This is a genomic window from Halorubrum sp. SD612 (assembly GCF_002135005.1).
In genome coordinates, this window is sequence record NZ_NEWI01000001.1 from 1 (window position 1) to 17,118 (window position 17,118).

Genomic DNA, 17,118 nt, shown 5'->3' on the forward strand with positions numbered 1-17,118 from the left:
TTCGGATCACGCTCGTCCGCGAGCTGCTCGCGGACGCGCTCAACTGAAAGATCGGGAATCTTGTTCCCGTCCTTGGACATACTCAAACGATGAGCTTCTGTGTCTCAAAACTTTCGACGTTAAGTATAGTACGCGTGTTCTTGATGCGCTTGAGGATACAGAGACACCGTTGACACGTGTCGTGAGTGTCCCTCGACCGCATGGGGCTGATGCCGGTGAACAATCGCTGGAACAGCATCTCGTGCAGCATCCAAAGGCGGTCGATTACGTGGTGTTGATGGATGCTCACGGCCGCCGTTCGATCCGTCGAAAGATTCAGAACCGCGACCTCGAGGCGCGTGTAGTGCCACCGACTTTTCTCTTCTACATTCTCTACGATAACGATCTCATCTCGCGAACAGCGTTTTGTGAAACGTGTGCTGAACTTCTCAAAAGCGAAGGGTGGACAGGCTATCACGCCGTCGATGCTGCGTGGGAGGGGATTCCAGTCGACTGCTCAGACGTCATTGACTCGGATCTCCTTCCACCTTCATGATTATAAGGCTCTGATGGGATGAAAGCCTGCTAAGTCCCCAGGGTGCGTAAATAGGTACTGGGGTGGTCAAAGGCCGATGATTCAACAGCGTCTCAGAACGCGTGGCTCTGATTGGCCTACGTGCCAAGGAAGCACCATCATGGGAGGCCGCCCGGATGCCGCCCCCGAAACTCGGTCGCAATCCATCGATACCGGCATCGTTCCATGCGTGTGCCCAGCGACTGCTGTTGGCTTGTGAAACCCCGACGCGTCTGGCTGCTTCTTCCAGTACATCGCCCGCGTAGAGGTTCTTCACGAAACACAGACGGCGGACGAGCCGAGCCTCGTCCGCCTTCTGGGCTTCGTTAATCGCTCTATCGAGGGCCTCCTCAGAGAGATGCTCCGTCACGTCGAACCGGCGAGTTCCTATCATACACTCTATAAGTTCTGTGAGTATCCATACTTTGCGCAGACCACTCCGACGCGAACCTCTTCGACGATCTTCCCAGCCTCATCCATTACTGCCACCTGTGCGTACCGTTTGTGGACGTCGATTCCGAGGTACATGGTTGGTTCACCCGGGACGCCAGTGCGTGAAGCAGAGATTCACCTATTCGGGCTTTCCCGGATGCCGCGGGTCGCGGCATCCGGGCTGTAACGCCCATGACTCGGCTTCTTTCGCACACGGACCAGTCAACAAAACGTACTCTGTGGCACGAAATCCAGGTCGGTCTCTTGCGCCCCATATCTTGTTTCACGCTCTGCTAGGGTAGCAGCGTTTCCATCGAGTCAACAGAGCCAACATTGTGTGATTTTACAGCTTGACACCAATAGTCTCAGATTGGGAGAGGGGAACGATATCCTCGCTTAGAGGTCGCTATTCAACACGGCAGTCGTTACTGTGATCCGATTGGCCAGCAGCATTCCATAGGTGAATCCTCTCAAAGACAGATATGAAACTACTTCGGTTCCTCATCTTTTTTTCCGCATATATTCCTCAAATCCGGGATCGTAGGGCACCGGATCATAGACTTCCTCAACGAACTCAATGCCGTCTTCCATCAAACGGCGAGTTCGTAGAAAGTCAGCATACACCTCGCCCATCTCGAACACATCCAGTAGGTACCGTACTCGCTCACCTCGTGTTGTCAATGCGTATCGAACTGCATTCCCGTGGTCAGACGGATGCGTAGTTTCTCTCAATACGTCCAAGTCTGTCGCTTCCTCAAGCCGATTTGAGAGTGTATTCCGGGTGACGTGGACTTGAGCAGCCAAGTCAGAAAACGTATTCCCGTGTTCTTCGTCGATTTTGACCAGAATTCCGATTCCACCTTCACGGCGTAGAAACTCACAGACGGCCTCGACCACGTCATCCATTATGTGGTGATGTCCCAGCAATGTCAGTATAGAACCCGTTTCGGTGCAAATTCTACCAAAATAGAGTCCTTGTCGAGTCACCCTCGCTGAAATCAGTGTAAACTCCATTTAAATTGAGTTTGCGTATACTCTGAAACCCGACTGAAATATCAGGTTAATCACCTTCGCGAGACAAGCGATGATCGGATATCAGAAATTTCCCCCACGATGTTGGGTTGAAATCAACTAATAATCCTGATAACACATGCTCGCAATCCATCCAACATCTACGGCGCTCACCAACACCGCCATCACACCTGGCGTTGCGTGGTGGATCTTGAACAGGTTGCTGTGGGGGTGGAGCCGATGACGGAGGAAACCGACTCTAATTTTGGTCCAATAACAAGTCTTGGAACCCAAGCAGACAATATTATTGACGAGAACACGGAGTGGGTGGATCTGGTTGAGAAGCTTGACATCTATCGGTTTGAACGACGGGATGAATACCCGGATTGGCACGATTCGATACCATTCCGCCGCATGTTTCTCGCATACGTGTGGGCGAAAGCGGAAGATATCTCTCTGACGACGATTCCAAGCCAGCTTGAAGCAAATCCAGAGTTGGCCACTGCGATCGGCTTTGACCTTGACGATCTCCCCTCAGAGAGTACGTGTAAGCCAACGCGATTAGAGGAGGGGCGATTCGAAGAACTTCAGCCAACTGTTGAGCGTGGGGTCACAGAAATTCGGAGGATTGCGGCTGAACGAGGATCGCCGATCGGGAATGACCTCCTCTCGTACTACAACGACGACAGTAGCGACGGGCGCTCAGAGCCGACAAAACGGACGAAAAATCGGCTCCTCAGAGGGAAGATGAATGAGGTGCTTGAAGAGATCAATACCGTCATTTTGCCCTCAATGTGGCTTCTACGCCCTGAAGAGCCAGTATACGAGGAGGATGAACTCTTGACTCACGAAGCGGTCGCCGCGATTGGACAGATGGCTGCGAATGGGGCTGGTGAGGTTATGGGGGATAAAAAGAACCCAGAGGGTAATCCGGATGATCCATTCGATGCTGACGGCCCAACAGGGGAAACGCTCCTTGAAGCAATCAAGGAGATGTCTGTCGATGAGACTACGACGATGATCAATTTCGCTCTGCGGAAATCCTACACGCGAGCGAAGCCAAAGCTCCGAGAGTTACACAATGCAAGTGACGAGCGAGGACGATTCGGGATCCACTCGATGGTCGCGATAGATATCACCTATGTCGTCTATCGTGGAGAGCGAGAGGGGCTTGAATGGCTCCAAGGCGCTCCTGACCACAAGGATTACCAGTGGTGTCACAAGTTCGCAACAGCAACAGTTGTCGGCGAGAACATCCATTTTGTCCTAGCAGTCTGCCCGCTGGGCAGTACAGACTACGCAGCGAACAAGGCGTATCCAGGTGACGACGATCAATCGTACTTCATCGGGGATGTCGCTCGCCGTTTGCTTTCGCAGGCGGACCAATACGTGAGTATCAAGCGGGTGTTCGCTGATCGAGAGTTCGCTGCCGCCGACGTAATCACCGCACTCGAGGAGCGAAACCTCCAATACGTGATGCCGATCTCGCGAAATGACCGTATCAAGCGCAAATGTAACCAGTTCGACCAGCTCAAACGAGGCTATACGGAGATAGAGGATGACCGAGAGTTGTACGTCGAGAAAGACTATCCACTCCGAGGGCAGGTAAAGAACTCAAGGTCGAATACGAGAGTAACGGCGAATTTGGTGATTCTTCCGCCCGACGAAGATGATCCGACTCGTGGCCATTCGCCACAGCCGTTCATCACTAACGAAGAGGCGAATGACGAGATTGCGCTGGATCGTCGACGGACGACAGAGCGTATCGAGCGGTACAATAACCGAGCGACGATCGAGAACAGCTACGCGTCGATTAAGGAGTGTGCGGCGTGGAGAACATCGAAGGAGTTCGAGGTCCGCTGGTTCCACTTTGCATTCGGGTGTGTCGTATACAACCTGTGGTTGTTGACTGATTTTCTTGTGAAGGACCGAATCGGCGTAATTGAGACAACCCTAGAGCCAGAGATCACACTGAAACGGTTTTTGAGTCGAGCTGACGATCTGCTCGTGAAGCTCATATAGCCTCTTCAGTTCTGTGTTTGCCTTGGGTGAGAGCTATCAGTAGCCGTTCTTTTTGATTTCACCCATCTATGCCAGAATATCTATTTATATCTGATTTTTTAGAATAAATTACCTTCTTATCAGCAGTATTTCGCCAATAGATCGCCAAAATCCTTCTTAATCCGTGAACCCATTTGGGGCCATTCGCAGCGACACACCTATAGATTCTATATATCGATATAAGATTTATCAGACAAGTAGTGAGGCTCGATCGTATGAAAATAAGCTTCAGAAGAGCTCATACGCTATTATAGCTAATACCCGCACCTACTTTGGATTAGTGTAGTAGTCACAAGTAGATTTTTGAGGATGCCCGCTGTCGGTGAAGCTAAATCGATGGTACAGCCAACTGACGGCCCTCAACCCGGGGACACGACTAGTGGAACACCACTCGACGAGCCCCTGACCGATTTTCTCGACGCCAAGGCGAAGACACTTGGCGAGTCCGAGGACGGAACGACGCAGCGATCCGGCAATTACGTTCAAGCGCTCGAACGCGTCGTCCCGGACTGGATCGAATGGATGAATGGCCAAGGCGTGGCTACCGTAGAAGCGGTCGACAGTCGTCACCTCGCCCGGTATGCCGGTCACCTCGCCCGACGGGTGAATGTCCGTCGAGCCAGCAATGACACGGACGGGATCACAGCAGCCACTGCGTGGAACTACTACTCGCTCGTCTCCGCATACCTCCGTTACTGCCAGCAGTGGGAGTACATCCCAGAGAACCCCGCGGATACCGACCGCGCAAAAGACGAAATGCCTGACCGGCCCGCAACCGACTCTAGCAAACAGCAGTTCTGGTCGACCCAGCAGCGCGAGACAATCGTCTCGTACGTCGACGAGCGAGCGTATGCGGCGATTGATGCGGATCCGCAGAGCCGAGAAGCACTCACAGCTGCCCGTGACCGGGCGCTCGTCTACGTCATCGGATTCTCTGGCGTCCGCGGTGCCGAGGTCCTCGCCTCTAGTCGCGATGACCGGCGGACGGGAATCACATGGGAGGATATCGATACTGACCAGGAGGTATTGACAGTTCTCGGCAAAAGCCAGCAAATCGAGAAGGCACCGCTGACAGATCGTCCCGTTAGTGCCCTCAACCGCTGGCAGACGCTCCTCGACCCGCCCACCGATGTGTGGCCCGTGTTCCCTTCGTTCCACCTCGCATCCCTGCGGGATGCTGCGCGAAGTCAACTTCAGGAGCGTGACGCCGATCCAGAGACTATTGATACGGTTACGAGTCTCGGCACCGCAGACCTCGTTGATGCCTTTCGTGAACGGGACCTCACCCCGCCGGCTCTAACTACGGAAGGCGGCCGATACACGCTCAAAAAGCACTCTCAGGCAGCCGCTGTGGACTGTTCAGACGACTCGAAAGCGTATCTCACCCTCCACGGCGCTCGCCGTGGCGTTGGTGAGGCGTACTACGATGCAGCGGGGTTCAGTGACGCGCAACGGGTCCTCCGACACGAGGATCCATCAACGACATCGAAGATGTATGCCCACAAGGAGGCGGGTGAACTCTCTGACGTGGGCAGCGACATTTTCTCAGCGGATGAGTAGCTATCGTCGGCCGGCTGTCCGTGAATGCTGACTGTCTAATAAACCATATACTGCGATATCATTCGAGCGCGTATCCCCACCCTTCGAGCACGTCGACAACATCATCCGTGTGTTGAAGTCCAACCAGCAGCGCTGCCTCACGGAGATCCGCTTTCCGCACGCTTTCTCCGAGTCGGCTCTCAATAATCGACTTCTGTGTCCGCTGGACGTTCAGCGTGTCTTCTTGGAGGTGGAGCTGGACCGTTTGTTCTCGCCCGTCTGTGATGCTGTTTCGGCGTAATATCCACGGAATGTCACTCCTTGCTGTGTCGCGTCCGCTATTGTCGGCGCTGCTGCTCGCTCCAGTCTCTATCTCCACCTCAGTTGTCTCTGCCTGGTCGCTTTTCGAGTCCATGTCGGACGAGGAAGCGGGTTCGACCTCCGGCTCATCGTCGTCCTCTTCCTCGTCCTCCCACCCATTCACAGTGCCCTCTTTGAATCCCCCCATCAGACGGTCACCTCCTCAGGATCGTCCAACGCGCCTGGCTCAGGCGGCGAAGGCGCCACAATGCCGCCCTGCGTCTCAAGCGAGCGAGCAATTCGATCGAACTTTGCCAGCGTCTCAACCTCGTAGTCGCGGCGTCGGCTCCGGTGCGTTCGCACAAATTCAAACGCACTACACTGGTGTCGCCAACAGCCCTCCATCATCGATGTTCGGTCGCCGATCACCTCCGGAACCTCGAAGGGCACGTCCTCGATGATCTCGTTTTGATCTCTCGTCCCCTTGAACTCGATTGGGACGGCTCCAAGCACCCCAACTTCGATATTCAATTCATCCGCGAAGTTCGTCGCAAGCTCCTCTAAGCCCTCAACGGACGCTTCTCCCTTTGCGGACGGCTCAAACGGAATGAGGAGGTTCCTCGTCGCATAGATCGCATTATAGAGATGATCTGACTCCGTTGCTGGAGGATCACAGATAAGAACATCATACCGGTCCGGCACATCGTTCTCAACGAGGACACGCCGGAGTTGCGCGTAGATGTTGTACGCATCGCCGAAGTCTTCGGCCCGACTTTTCTCTCGTGCTAAGTGGTCTGAGAGATCTGAAAGGGTGTTGTGTTCCGGAATAATATCAATACCCTCTGCCGTCCGAATCAGATCGTCGAAGTTGCCACCCGGGTTATCGACAAGGTGTCGCACGAGACTGTCTGCTGCTGAATCACTCCGGTCGTCGTCGACGTCGAACAGCCGACTCAGGTTCCCGTCCTGTGGATCGAGCGGAAGCACCAACACATCAAGCCCCGCTCGGGCGTGCGCACAGGCGATATTCGCGGTTAGCGACGTCTTCCCGACGCCGCCAGCCTCGCTGTAAACCGTGTACGAGAGCATACAGCATTATTAGAGACATACCACATAAATATACGTCAGACATTCATCTATGACTCTTATCTATCTTAGACCTCTAAGTAAGATCTCTAAATAAGACTACTGAGTAAGGTTTCATACTCAGATATGTAAGAAAGGCGTCTTTCCTAGATTTCTCAGATAGAGGGATAAGGCATCTAACACATATTTGTATGTGATATGCTCAAGGCCCAAACCCGATCTGTGATAGCTCCCCCACGACTACGGTAGTTGATCTTTTATTAGAAAAAATATAAATTTATACCGCCACCCTCAGCTGGGAATTGGCTTGGACTCAACATTTCGTTTACATGATCTTGGTAACATAACCTGTATTGTGTGGCGCAGTGACTGCCTCCCTCAGTATTGCTCTACTCAGTATTTTTGACGTCCTCCACTGACGTTCTAGGGGCCCAAGTTGATACGGGTCACTCTAATTGTGTATATTTATATAGACAGATATCGCCGCCAGAACTAACTATTTGACACACTTCGTAGCCAAATTAGCAAACAAACGGCTGGAATTTCATGCGAAAGATACTGTTGCCCAAGTCTTATTAGCAGGTGATGAGGTAGTGTGTCTGTTCACGATGACTGACAACCTCTACGTTGACCCGAATGCGCTTCCGCCACTTGACTCATTCTCACGACGATCCAGAGACGAATCAGTCTTATTTACTACTCCGACGCATTTCTCCGTCGACTACGAGATTAATCCGTACATGGTGTCCGGCGTGGACAGTTCCACTGCGAACCAACAGTGGCACGATCTCGTATCCAGATATGAGGATCTGGCCGACGTTTCGATCATGGATGTCGACGCGGTTTGGGACGATCTTAGCGAGGTCGAAGTTGCCCCGCCTGGGGAACTCCCAGATATTACCTTCTGCTCGAATCATGCCCTTTCGCTTCCAGATCGCGACGGGTTCCTGCTCGCGCAGATGGCAACTGAAGAACGACATGATGAGCCTGCTTACTTCAAGCAGTGGTGTACCAACCGGGATATTCCAACTGAGCAGCTTCGTACGGATGTTCCGTTCGAGGGGTGCGGCGATGCCCGCTGGCATCCGGGGCGTCGCCTCCTCTGGGGTGGTTACGGGCCACGAACTGACCTCGAGGCATACCGGGAAATAGCAGACCGCTACGATGTCGGCGTCGTTCCGCTTGAACTCACTGACGACTCATACTACCATCTCGATGTTTGCTTTTCAGCTATCGACGAACAGACGGCCGTTGTGTGTCCTGACGCATTTACTGACGCAGGCCGGAAAAAACTTGACACGTTATTTGAAACATTGATAGAAGTCTCACCAGAGGCAGCACAGGATCACTTCGCGTGTAACTGCCACTCGCTGTCAGGTGACGTCGTTGTCATCGAAGAGTCAAACCACCAAACTATCCACGCGCTCGAGTCACACGGGTATGAGACTCTCCATGTATCAACAGATGAATTTATGAAAGCAGGCGGCTCGGTGGCGTGTATGGCGTTTCCGTACTAAGCGGAAACGCGCCAGTATCGTCTGCGCTGTCGACAATAGCGATGAGTGACTCTGTTGAAATCCTTATCGAGTGATATATTTCGGCTCGGTCGAGGTCAATTCACAGATATTAAACAATGAAGAGAGAACGTTCAGATATGTATGAGACTCCGTTGTATTTGATGCTAATCGGGCTATCTCTCATACTCGTTTTTTCCGGGCCCTCAAATGGTGCCCTTCCAGCTGTCCTCCAAGCTACCGGTGGATTAATCGCCATCAGTAGCGGTGGAGTGCTTCTCAGAGATGTGTTCAGTCACTCGACAAATAACGGGTAAGCACCCTTCAGCGACCAGCTGTTTCAGACGATAATATATCTGAAGGACAGGATTTCAACAGAGCCCGATGAGTAAAAAAGAGCTCCCAGCAGCGTGGTATTTATGGAGAATCGAGGAGAGCGGCTCGCGCTTTAGCGCGGGGAGGGTGTCAAGACTGTGCGTCAGTATCGATATCGACGCCAGTGTACCGGCTCAGAGCCCCTAGCTCGCCAAACTCGGGCATGTCCACCCAGTCGTACGAGAACCGTTCTGCGGCCGGGTACGCGTAGTTGATCATCGCGCAATCTTCCCAGTTGGCCTCCTCCATCTGGATGAGCGCCTCCTCCCAGCGCTCCCTGGCGGCGTCGTCGCGGGTCGAGTTCTCTTGCATCGTGTTCCACGAGTCGCGAGCGGTCTGTGAGGCCTCGGTGTCGACCCAATTGAGCGCGACGAGCGGGTTTCCGCTGACCCCCTCGTTGTCCGTCGAGCGGGTGTTCGGCGGATACAGCAGCGCGAGGACGTTGAGCGGATCCGCCCACGACATCCCCCACTCGCCGAGCCCGGCCGGTCGGTTGCCAGCAAACTCGCGGTCAAGCAGCGTCGAGAACGGAGCCGTGCTGATGGAGACCTCGATGTGCGCAGCCGAGAGGCGGTCCCGGAGGTCATTGGAGATCTGCTCGTAGGTGGTGTCCTCGACGTTGAGAATCTCGAACTCGTACGGGTCGTCGTCGCTGTAGCCGGCCTCCTCCATGATCAGGCGGGCCTCCTCGATGTTCGACTCGTTGTATCCGTACGGGTAGTTCTCGCGGGCGTGTTCCTCCGCCGCTTCCGGGCCGCCCGGGAAGAGGGTCGCAGGCGTCATGTGATACCCCGGCTCGACTCGGCCCTTGTACGCGCTGTTGGCGATTTCTTCGTGATCCATCACCCACGCAACGGCCTTCCGAGCTGGCTCGATCACTTGGTCGTTGTTGAACAACATGAACTGCGTGCTCAACCCGGAAATCCGGAGGTAATCGACCATATCACCGTTCTGTACCGGCCCGTACTCACCAACTTGAAGGCCGTTGTCTTGCGTCTCGTTGACCGTCGCCAGCTCAGGATCATATTGGGCGGTCGGGATCGAGAACGCGTCGACGTTCCGGTTCATCGCGTAGTTGTACTGGGCGTTGGTGTCTTCGATCACCTGCCAGTGGACGCGGTCGACCATTGGCGCCTCGCCGTGGTACTCGTCGAAGGCAGTCACTGCCATCTCCTCGCCAGACGTCCACGTGTCAAACTCGAAGGGGCCGGTTCCAACCGGCGACGTAGTGAACTCGTCGTACTCCATTTCACCGTCATACCCCTCGATGTCACCGACGATTCCCTCTGGAAGGACGGCAAACGTCGCGTCTGACATGATATCGAGCGCCGCGTAGTATGGTGATGACAGCGTCACCTCGACCGTCCTGTCGTCAACAGCCTCCACGGCCATCGATCCGGGGACGTACTCTCCCTCTTCGTTTGTCTCGTGTTCGATCCCAAGGTCTGAGAGCAACAGGAACGCCGACGAGGAATCTGGAGACGCTGCGACGCGTTCCCAAGAGTATACAACGTCGGCAGCTCCGACCGAACTCCCGTTGTGAGCAACTACGTCTTCAGTGAGTGTGAAGGTGTACGTCAGCCCGTCATCGGAAATTTCGTACTCAGTCGCGAGCTGGTTAACAACGCCTGACTTTCCTTCCGGCTTCCCAACAAGCCCGTCGAAAACTTGGAAGATGACCTCATTGGCAGATGAAAGGACATTTGCTGGCGGGTCGAACGTGTTGATCGACGCGTTCAACAGGCGCAGCGTTTTCTCGCCATCGCTGGTTGTCTCAGCGCTCTCATCGTTGTCTTCACCATCAGTCGCGTTTCCACCGTCGTCCAACTCGTCTGGGACCTCTTCGTCGCTTCCTCCCGAACACCCAGCAACGGCCGTCATTGCTGCGAGCGCGCCAGTCGACTGTAAGAACCTTCTTCTTGTGCGGTCCGAATCGGAATTCGGCATGACTATGACAAATATGGTAGGAATTTAAATCCTGATGTGATTAGCCCTTTTTGGTGTAAGGACAAGTATTATTACATGATAAGATTATACGATGTCCTAGCAAATGGGACGATGGGAGTATTTTCTCAAGCGCGTGCTTTTGATGGTGCCGATTGTCTTTCTCGGCACGACTGTAACGTTTCTCATCCTTCGGGTGGGACCAATTGACCCCGCGGCCGCGATCATCGGGCCAAGCGGCGACACGGAGGCGTATGCCGCTATCAGGGATAGCCTTGGACTCGATCAACCGCTCTGGATTCAGTACGCGGAGTTCATGCGCGACCTCCTGACGCTCCAGCTGGGAGAATCGTGGGTCGTTGTCCGCGGCCAGTCAGTGTGGGAACTCGTCGGGGTTTATGGCCCTCGAACCCTGTGGCTTGGGTTCTGGTCTATCCTCATCCCGATATTTGTCGGGCTCCCGCTCGGGTTCTATGCTGGGCTCAACCCGAATACGCTCGCTGACTACATCGCCTCTTTTGGCGGGATAGTCTGGCGAGCAATGCCAAACTTCTGGTTAGCCGTGATATTCGTCAGTGTCCTCACGCAATCGGACGCGTTGTTCGGATTCAGTTGGGGGGACTGGCTTGTTGAAACACAGATCGTTACCCCGCCCGACCTTTCGGGGCTGTGGGAACCGACACAGTTTCTTGGTGCGTTGAAAGCGATCCTTCCAGCAGCCCTGGTCCTCGGCTCTGCGTCCATGGGCAATGAGATGCGAATCGGGCGTACGGCGGTGCTTGAAACAAAAAACGCAAATTATGTTGAGATGGCGAAAGCGAAGGGAGTGCCCGGGAGACTCGTCGTTTGGAAGCACATGTTCCGGAACGCACTCATCCCGCTCGTTCCTGTCATTACTGGAGAGGCGTTCCTCCTTCTCGGTGGATCCGTGCTCGTCGAAACTGTGTTCGCAATTAACGGGCTCGGCTACCTCTTTTTCCAAGCAACGATTAATGGAGATGTCCCGCTTGTCGGGTCGTTGATGTTTTTGTTCATTCTGCTCTCGGTCGGGATCAACATTCTCCAGGACTTCCTGTACACCGTGATTGACCCACGTGTTGGATACGACGGAGGCGCATAATGGGAGCTGACACTGACGTCGGGTCGGGCTCGACTCGCACTGGTGAGTTCCGAGAAGAGGTTAGTCGTCCTGAGGGCGATCGCGACCTACCGCTGTCTGAACGGATTACGCGAAATCCAGGTCCCGCAGCGACGTGGGCCGCCGTTGTTGCCGTCCTCATCGCAGTCGAGTTTGGTGCGATCGTCAGCGGGTTGCTGTCGGTGCCCCCGTGGGGGTGGGTCGGCGGGCTGGTCCCAGGAGTCGTCGAACCGGTTGCGGCACTCCTCGCCACAGTCGCCGAGCGGGGAGCCGAGCTGCCGACAATCACCTCTCGCTCTGTCATCGACAATACCGGATACCAAACGCCGAGTGGCTGGGAAGGCACAACGCTCGGCCTTTCACCAGCGGTAGCGTGGGCCCTCCGGGTGGCTGTAATTTACACGTACTCATTCACCTGGCTGCTCGTCGGGTGGTGGGGGTACACGCGGTACCGGCGTCATTACCGGATTCCTGACTGGACGCCGCGTGACGACGTTGTGAACCGATTCCGCCGACACTCGTGGGGGCTATTTGGTCTCACAATCGTGTTCGCGTTTGTCGTCATGGCGCTGTTTGCGCCGGTGCTGGGTCCGACAACTGTCGATCAGAACATCGAGAATCCATACGAGAACCGCATTGATTATTACAACGATGAGACGGGACAAGTCGAATCGATTTTCGTCGGCGAAGCCAACGGTGATACACAGTCTCGCGGACAGGGCGACAACAACGTTGGACCGCTTGAATACGATCAGTACGACCGGTTCCACCCGTTCGGAACACTCCCAGACGGCAAAGACTTGTTCACCTTCATGGCGTCGGGAGCTCGGGTGTCATTGCTTGTTGGGCTCACCAGCCTCGGCATTGCCGGTGGGTTTGCGATGGTATTTGCGATGCTGACGGCATACTACAAGGGACTTGTTGACCTTGGAGTTGTGATTGCTGGTGACTCAATCCAAGCGATGCCCCAACTGTTGTTTATCATTCTCGCGTCGTTCGTCCTTTCCGACACATGGATCGCAGAGGTGTATAACGGCGGGCTCGTCCTCGCGATACTGTTCGGTATCACCGGCTGGCCGGCGCTATGGCGAGCCGTCCGTGGCCCGGCACTCCAAGTGTCGGAGCGTGAGTGGATCGACGCTGCGAAATCGTACGGGCAGCGCCCGCGAGTGACGATGCAAAAGCACATGCTACCGTACGTCGTTGGCTACTTCCTCATTTACGCCTCCCTCTCACTCGGCGGCGTTATTATCGGCATTGCGGGGCTCTCATTCCTTGGCCTCGGAATCGAAGCACCGGTACCTGAGTGGGGCCGAGCGGTGAGCGCGGGACAGCCGTATGTCGCCACGCAGTCATGGCACATCTCGCTCATTCCGGGCATTCTCGTCGTGATCATCGTAACCGGATTCAACGCGCTTGGCGATGGGGTCCGAGATGCGATCGACCCAGAGAGTGACATCGGTGACGGTGGCAACGAGAACGTCGCTGCTGGGGGTGGTGCCTGATGAGCCGACACGCACGCGATGACAACGTGCCATTGAACGCTGATGCGACATCGAGCCGTGACCTAGCGCTCGAGGTGGAAAATCTACGTACCGTTTTCCACACTGAACACGAACAGATCCACGCAGTCGACGGTATTTCATTCAATATTCGACGCGGTGAAACCGTCGGACTCGTCGGCGAGTCTGGCAGTGGAAAATCCGTGACTGCGCGGTCAATACTCGGACTCATTGAATCGCCGGGTGAGATCGATCCAGCATCCGCAATTCGATTTGAGGGAGATAACATCACGGAGTACACTGAGTCAGAGTACGAGTCGATTCGCGGCGACGGGATCGCGATGGTGTTCCAAGACCCCCTTTCGACGCTGAATCCGGTATACACCGTTGGAAACCAAATTAAGGAGGCTCTGTCGCTTCATCAAGACCTTCGTGGTACTGCGGCGACAGAACGCGCAATCGAACTGCTCGAGGAGGTCGGGATTCCGGATGCGGCCCGCCGGGTCACTGAGTACCCGCACCAGTTCTCCGGAGGCATGCGCCAGCGAGCTGTGATCGCGATGGCGCTCGCCTGTGCGCCGGAGGTCTTGATTTGTGACGAGCCTACCACTGCGCTTGACGTCACGATTCAAGCACAGATTATTGACCTCCTCATGGACATCCAGGCAGAACGCGACCTCAGCATTTTGTTTATCACGCACGACATGGGTGTCATCGCCGAGGTAGCAGACCGTGTCAATGTCATGTACGCCGGAGAGATAGTCGAATCAGCGCCGGTTGAACCGCTATTTGCGGAGCCAAAGCATCCGTACACGCGAGGACTACTGCGAAGTATCCCCAGCACTCAAACTAGTGGCGACCGCCTCGAGACGATTAAAGGCGAGGTGCCAACACCGAATGAACCCGCAAGCAGCTGTCGGTTCGCTCCACGATGCCCAAAGTCATTCGAGGAGTGTTCGGAGGTCGCACCAATCCCGACCGCTGTGGGTGACGACCCGGATCATGACGCGGCGTGTCTGCTCTATCCCGAGTCAATGACGACCGACGAGGCAGTAGCTCATCACCGGCCAGCTGATGATGGGGGCGAGCAATGAGCGGCGAGAGTTCTGGAGGTAGCGAGACCAGCCCCGAGATGCGCAATATTTCAGACAGCAACAGCACAGCTAATGACGATGTACTGCTGTCGGTCCGTGATCTAAAGACACATTATGAGGAACGCTCGTTGTTCGGCGGCGACCCGGTCCGAGCCGTGGACGGTGTTAGTTTCGATGTGAGGCGGGGCGAGACGCTCGGTCTCGTTGGTGAGTCTGGCTGTGGAAAGACGACGCTCGGGCGGACGCTCGTCCGGCTTGAGGAAGCAACCGATGGCAACATCGTCATCGACGGTGACGACATCACTACGCTGTCGGGTGATGCCCTCCAACGCTGGAGACGCGACGCACAAATCGTATTCCAAGACCCAGAATCGAGTCTTAATGACCGCCTGACGGTAGGCGAAATCATTCGAGAACCCCTGAATGTCCACAACTGGAAGACGCCCGCCGAGCGCCGACAACGCGTCAGAAATCTCCTCGAGCGCGTCGGCCTCCGTGAGGAGCACTACTACCGGTATCCGCACCAGTTCTCCGGTGGCCAACGGCAGCGCGTCGGGATCGCTCGGGCACTCGCCGTCGAGCCTGATTTCGTCGTCCTCGACGAGCCGGTTAGTGCGCTCGACGTGAGCGTCCAAGCGCAGATTCTCAACCTCTTGATGGACCTCCAAGAGGAGCTTGATCTCACGTACTTGTTCATCGCCCACGATCTTTCCGTCGTCCGCCACATCTGTGATCGCGTCGCCGTCATGTACCTCGGAAAAATAATGGAGTTCGGACCGACAGAGCAGCTGTTCCAAAAGCCCGAGAACCCATATACCCGGTCACTACTATCGGCTGTTCCAACCCCAGACCCGACGGTCAAACGCGATCGGACGACCCTTCGCGGGACACCCCCGAGTCCCCGTGATCCGCCTAATGGGTGTGTGTTCTCGACCCGCTGCCCAGCGAAGATTCGACCCGACGGCTTCGAAGAGCTATCCGAACATGACTGGGATGCGATCGAAGTGTTCCGCGAGGTGCTCCGCGAGCGCTCACGAACAGATCCATCTCTCTCCGAACGAGCCCGTGAGCTACTGGGACTTGAGACCCGGCTCCCGGATGTCGAGGAAGCCGCTGGGGAACTGTTTGCCAGCCGGTCGTTCCCTTCTGATGTACAAGAGCCAATTCAACAGTCCATCGAGGCCGCCAACGACGGGAATGAGGAGCACGCGAGAGAGATCATTACAGCAGCACTCGGTAGTGTCTGCGATCGTGAAGCCCCCTCGCTGCTGGCGACTGGCCGGACTGACAGCGGCCGATCCAGTCGCTGCCATCGCCACAAAGAGGAGTACGCTGACCCAGACGCTAGCGGATCGGATAGTCCCCAGTCGTGAGCTCAGTAGATCGATCTGATGAATGGGTCTCGGAGTTGAGCTGGGCTGAGGTAATCGCCCGGCGGGTGCTTGACGCAACGGTGTACGCACTCGTCGTAACAGCCATAGCACTCGTTGTCGGTGGTGTGATTCAGACAATTACTGGAACAGTGGCGGACGTGGTGTTGTTTACTTTCATACTCGGGATCGTTGTTCTGGGGTACGCGACGTACTGTCTGCTTCCTGGAAGGCCGTGGCATGTTGAGCACACTGAATCGGGCATGGAGCTGACTCGGCATGATCGAACGCAAACTATCGGTAGCCGTGAGGTGACTCGCTTTCAAGCCGTCGTACAGTCAGTTCCGCCGCTCAGATGGTACATGCTCCCACCGGAAGAGCGGTATTCGCCGGCGCTAAAGCTGTTTGCCGCTGGAATCTGTATCCTGTTGACATCGATCGGAATTGAAGCGCTTTTTGTTTGGTAGCTGCTAGCGGACGCGGCCCCGATGTGGAACAGACTTTTGGAAGGTGCCCACGCCCGTAGGGACATGACACGTGACGAATCAGCAGGCGTTGATACGCAAGCCCGAGAGGCCTGGAAGCGGACACTTACAGATGCCGCCGACCTTGCCGAACGTCGCGAGACAGCAGGGTGGACTGTTCTGTATACGCAGTCGAGTGAGACGACGGTCGTGACTAACCCTGATGAAAAGGAGTACGCCTTCCGCCATCTCGTACCCGATGAGGATGCCGACCAGATTAGTGACTGGGTCGCAGACGGAGACTTTCCGCAGTACGATGTCCATAGGGCCACAAAAGTTGGAACCGTCTTTCTCGTCATCGAAATCTTGGACCCCGAACAGGAGCGGTGTCTCCTCATCGCCGCCGCATATCCACTTACTGCGATTGGTGGCGTTAGCGAAACAATTGGTGACCATCCCGTTCAGACACGGATCCGGCAGCTTGACGGCACCGTCGTCGCATCATTCGAACACACTGATAGCGAGAAGTTCCTTCCGTCCGACGCAGGGGGGTTGACTGGCCGTCAAAACTGAACATCACCGGGATCGAACCCAATCGCACTCGTTTGGCTGACCGTGATCGAAGAATCGATGTCCTGGCGTAGCCTAACAAGGACTATCGCCCGTTTTTGAGTGGGTCTCCTCAAGCACGCGGCCGCCTTCGCCGGTCGTGACAATTACTATATCACCGTTGTC

General features: G+C 55.4%; 15 protein-coding genes. 10 read left to right on the forward strand and 5 right to left on the reverse strand.

From position 1 onward, the window contains the following. Positions 1-535: hypothetical protein (locus tag B9G38_RS18470; protein WP_233127139.1), on the forward strand; the 535-nt coding region annotated here is incomplete at its 5' end. Between the two features lie 417 nt (positions 536-952). Here the strand turns inward: B9G38_RS18470 and B9G38_RS18680 are convergent. Both B9G38_RS18680 and B9G38_RS17700 read right to left on the reverse strand, forming a co-directional pair. Beyond that, positions 953-1,081 carry a hypothetical protein gene (locus tag B9G38_RS18680; protein ID WP_255375954.1) on the reverse strand — a complete coding sequence of 43 codons (129 nt, stop codon included), beginning with the start codon at positions 1,079-1,081 and terminating at the stop codon, positions 953-955. 405 nt (positions 1,082-1,486) lie between these two features. Continuing rightward, the gene (locus B9G38_RS17700) at positions 1,487-1,891 is read right to left on the reverse strand and encodes a hypothetical protein (protein WP_143415327.1); all 405 of its coding nucleotides are present in this window, start codon (positions 1,889-1,891) and stop codon (positions 1,487-1,489) included. Positions 1,892-2,200: 309 nt separating this feature from the next. Between B9G38_RS17700 and B9G38_RS00010 the strand changes: the two genes are divergently transcribed. Together B9G38_RS00010 and B9G38_RS00015 are read left to right on the forward strand one after the other, a co-directional pair. Continuing rightward, complete coding sequence (locus B9G38_RS00010; RefSeq protein WP_233127140.1) at positions 2,201-4,018, forward strand: transposase; 1,818 nt, start codon at positions 2,201-2,203, stop codon at positions 4,016-4,018. A gap of 375 nt (positions 4,019-4,393) precedes the next feature. Beyond that, positions 4,394-5,617 (forward strand): site-specific integrase, encoded by a 1,224-nt coding sequence (locus B9G38_RS00015; protein ID WP_086219071.1) that lies wholly within the window; start codon positions 4,394-4,396, stop codon positions 5,615-5,617. 58 nt (positions 5,618-5,675) lie between these two features. On the opposite strand, the gene B9G38_RS00020 is transcribed toward B9G38_RS00015, so the two are convergent. Both B9G38_RS00020 and B9G38_RS00025 read right to left on the reverse strand, forming a co-directional pair. Then, on the reverse strand, positions 5,676-6,104 hold the full coding sequence (locus tag B9G38_RS00020; protein ID WP_086215357.1) for a hypothetical protein: 429 nt from the start codon (positions 6,102-6,104) through the stop codon (positions 5,676-5,678). Further along, a complete protein-coding gene (locus B9G38_RS00025; protein WP_086219072.1) occupies positions 6,104-6,985 on the reverse strand; it encodes a ParA family protein in 882 nt (293 codons plus the stop codon). Before B9G38_RS00025 ends, B9G38_RS00020 begins: the two co-directional genes overlap by 1 nt. A gap of 605 nt (positions 6,986-7,590) precedes the next feature. Between B9G38_RS00025 and B9G38_RS00030 the strand changes: the two genes are divergently transcribed. Further along, entirely contained in the window at positions 7,591-8,499 is a 909-nt protein-coding gene (locus tag B9G38_RS00030; protein ID WP_086219073.1) for a dimethylarginine dimethylaminohydrolase family protein, read from the forward strand. A 462-nt stretch (positions 8,500-8,961) separates the two neighbouring features. Here B9G38_RS00030 and B9G38_RS00035 read toward each other — a convergent pair whose 3' ends face one another. Continuing rightward, on the reverse strand, positions 8,962-10,752 hold the full coding sequence (locus tag B9G38_RS00035; protein WP_158093595.1) for an ABC transporter substrate-binding protein: 1,791 nt from the start codon (positions 10,750-10,752) through the stop codon (positions 8,962-8,964). 169 nt (positions 10,753-10,921) lie between these two features. On the opposite strand from B9G38_RS00035, the gene B9G38_RS00040 reads away from it, so the two are divergent. The 6 genes from B9G38_RS00040 (at position 10,922) to B9G38_RS17705 (ending at position 16,956) form a co-directional block, all read left to right on the forward strand. After that, the gene (locus tag B9G38_RS00040; protein ID WP_049933236.1) at positions 10,922-11,935 is read left to right on the forward strand and encodes an ABC transporter permease; all 1,014 of its coding nucleotides are present in this window, start codon (positions 10,922-10,924) and stop codon (positions 11,933-11,935) included. Next, positions 11,935-13,458 carry an ABC transporter permease gene (locus B9G38_RS00045; protein WP_086219074.1) on the forward strand — a complete coding sequence of 508 codons (1,524 nt, stop codon included), beginning with the start codon at positions 11,935-11,937 and terminating at the stop codon, positions 13,456-13,458. The genes B9G38_RS00040 and B9G38_RS00045 overlap by 1 nt, the downstream gene beginning before the upstream one ends. Then, positions 13,458-14,549: an ABC transporter ATP-binding protein gene (locus tag B9G38_RS00050; protein ID WP_080508691.1), complete on the forward strand. Its 1,092-nt coding sequence runs from the start codon at positions 13,458-13,460 to the stop codon at positions 14,547-14,549. Before B9G38_RS00045 ends, B9G38_RS00050 begins: the two co-directional genes overlap by 1 nt. A gap of 38 nt (positions 14,550-14,587) precedes the next feature. Further along, on the forward strand, positions 14,588-15,922 hold the full coding sequence (locus B9G38_RS00055; RefSeq protein WP_086215361.1) for an ABC transporter ATP-binding protein: 1,335 nt from the start codon (positions 14,588-14,590) through the stop codon (positions 15,920-15,922). Next, entirely contained in the window at positions 15,919-16,386 is a 468-nt protein-coding gene (locus tag B9G38_RS00060; protein WP_198943799.1) for a hypothetical protein, read from the forward strand. The genes B9G38_RS00055 and B9G38_RS00060 overlap by 4 nt, the downstream gene beginning before the upstream one ends. 63 nt (positions 16,387-16,449) lie before the next feature. Beyond that, positions 16,450-16,956, forward strand: coding sequence for a hypothetical protein (locus B9G38_RS17705; protein ID WP_143414677.1), 507 nt, complete (start codon positions 16,450-16,452; stop codon positions 16,954-16,956). Positions 16,957-17,118: the final 162 nt, after the last annotated feature.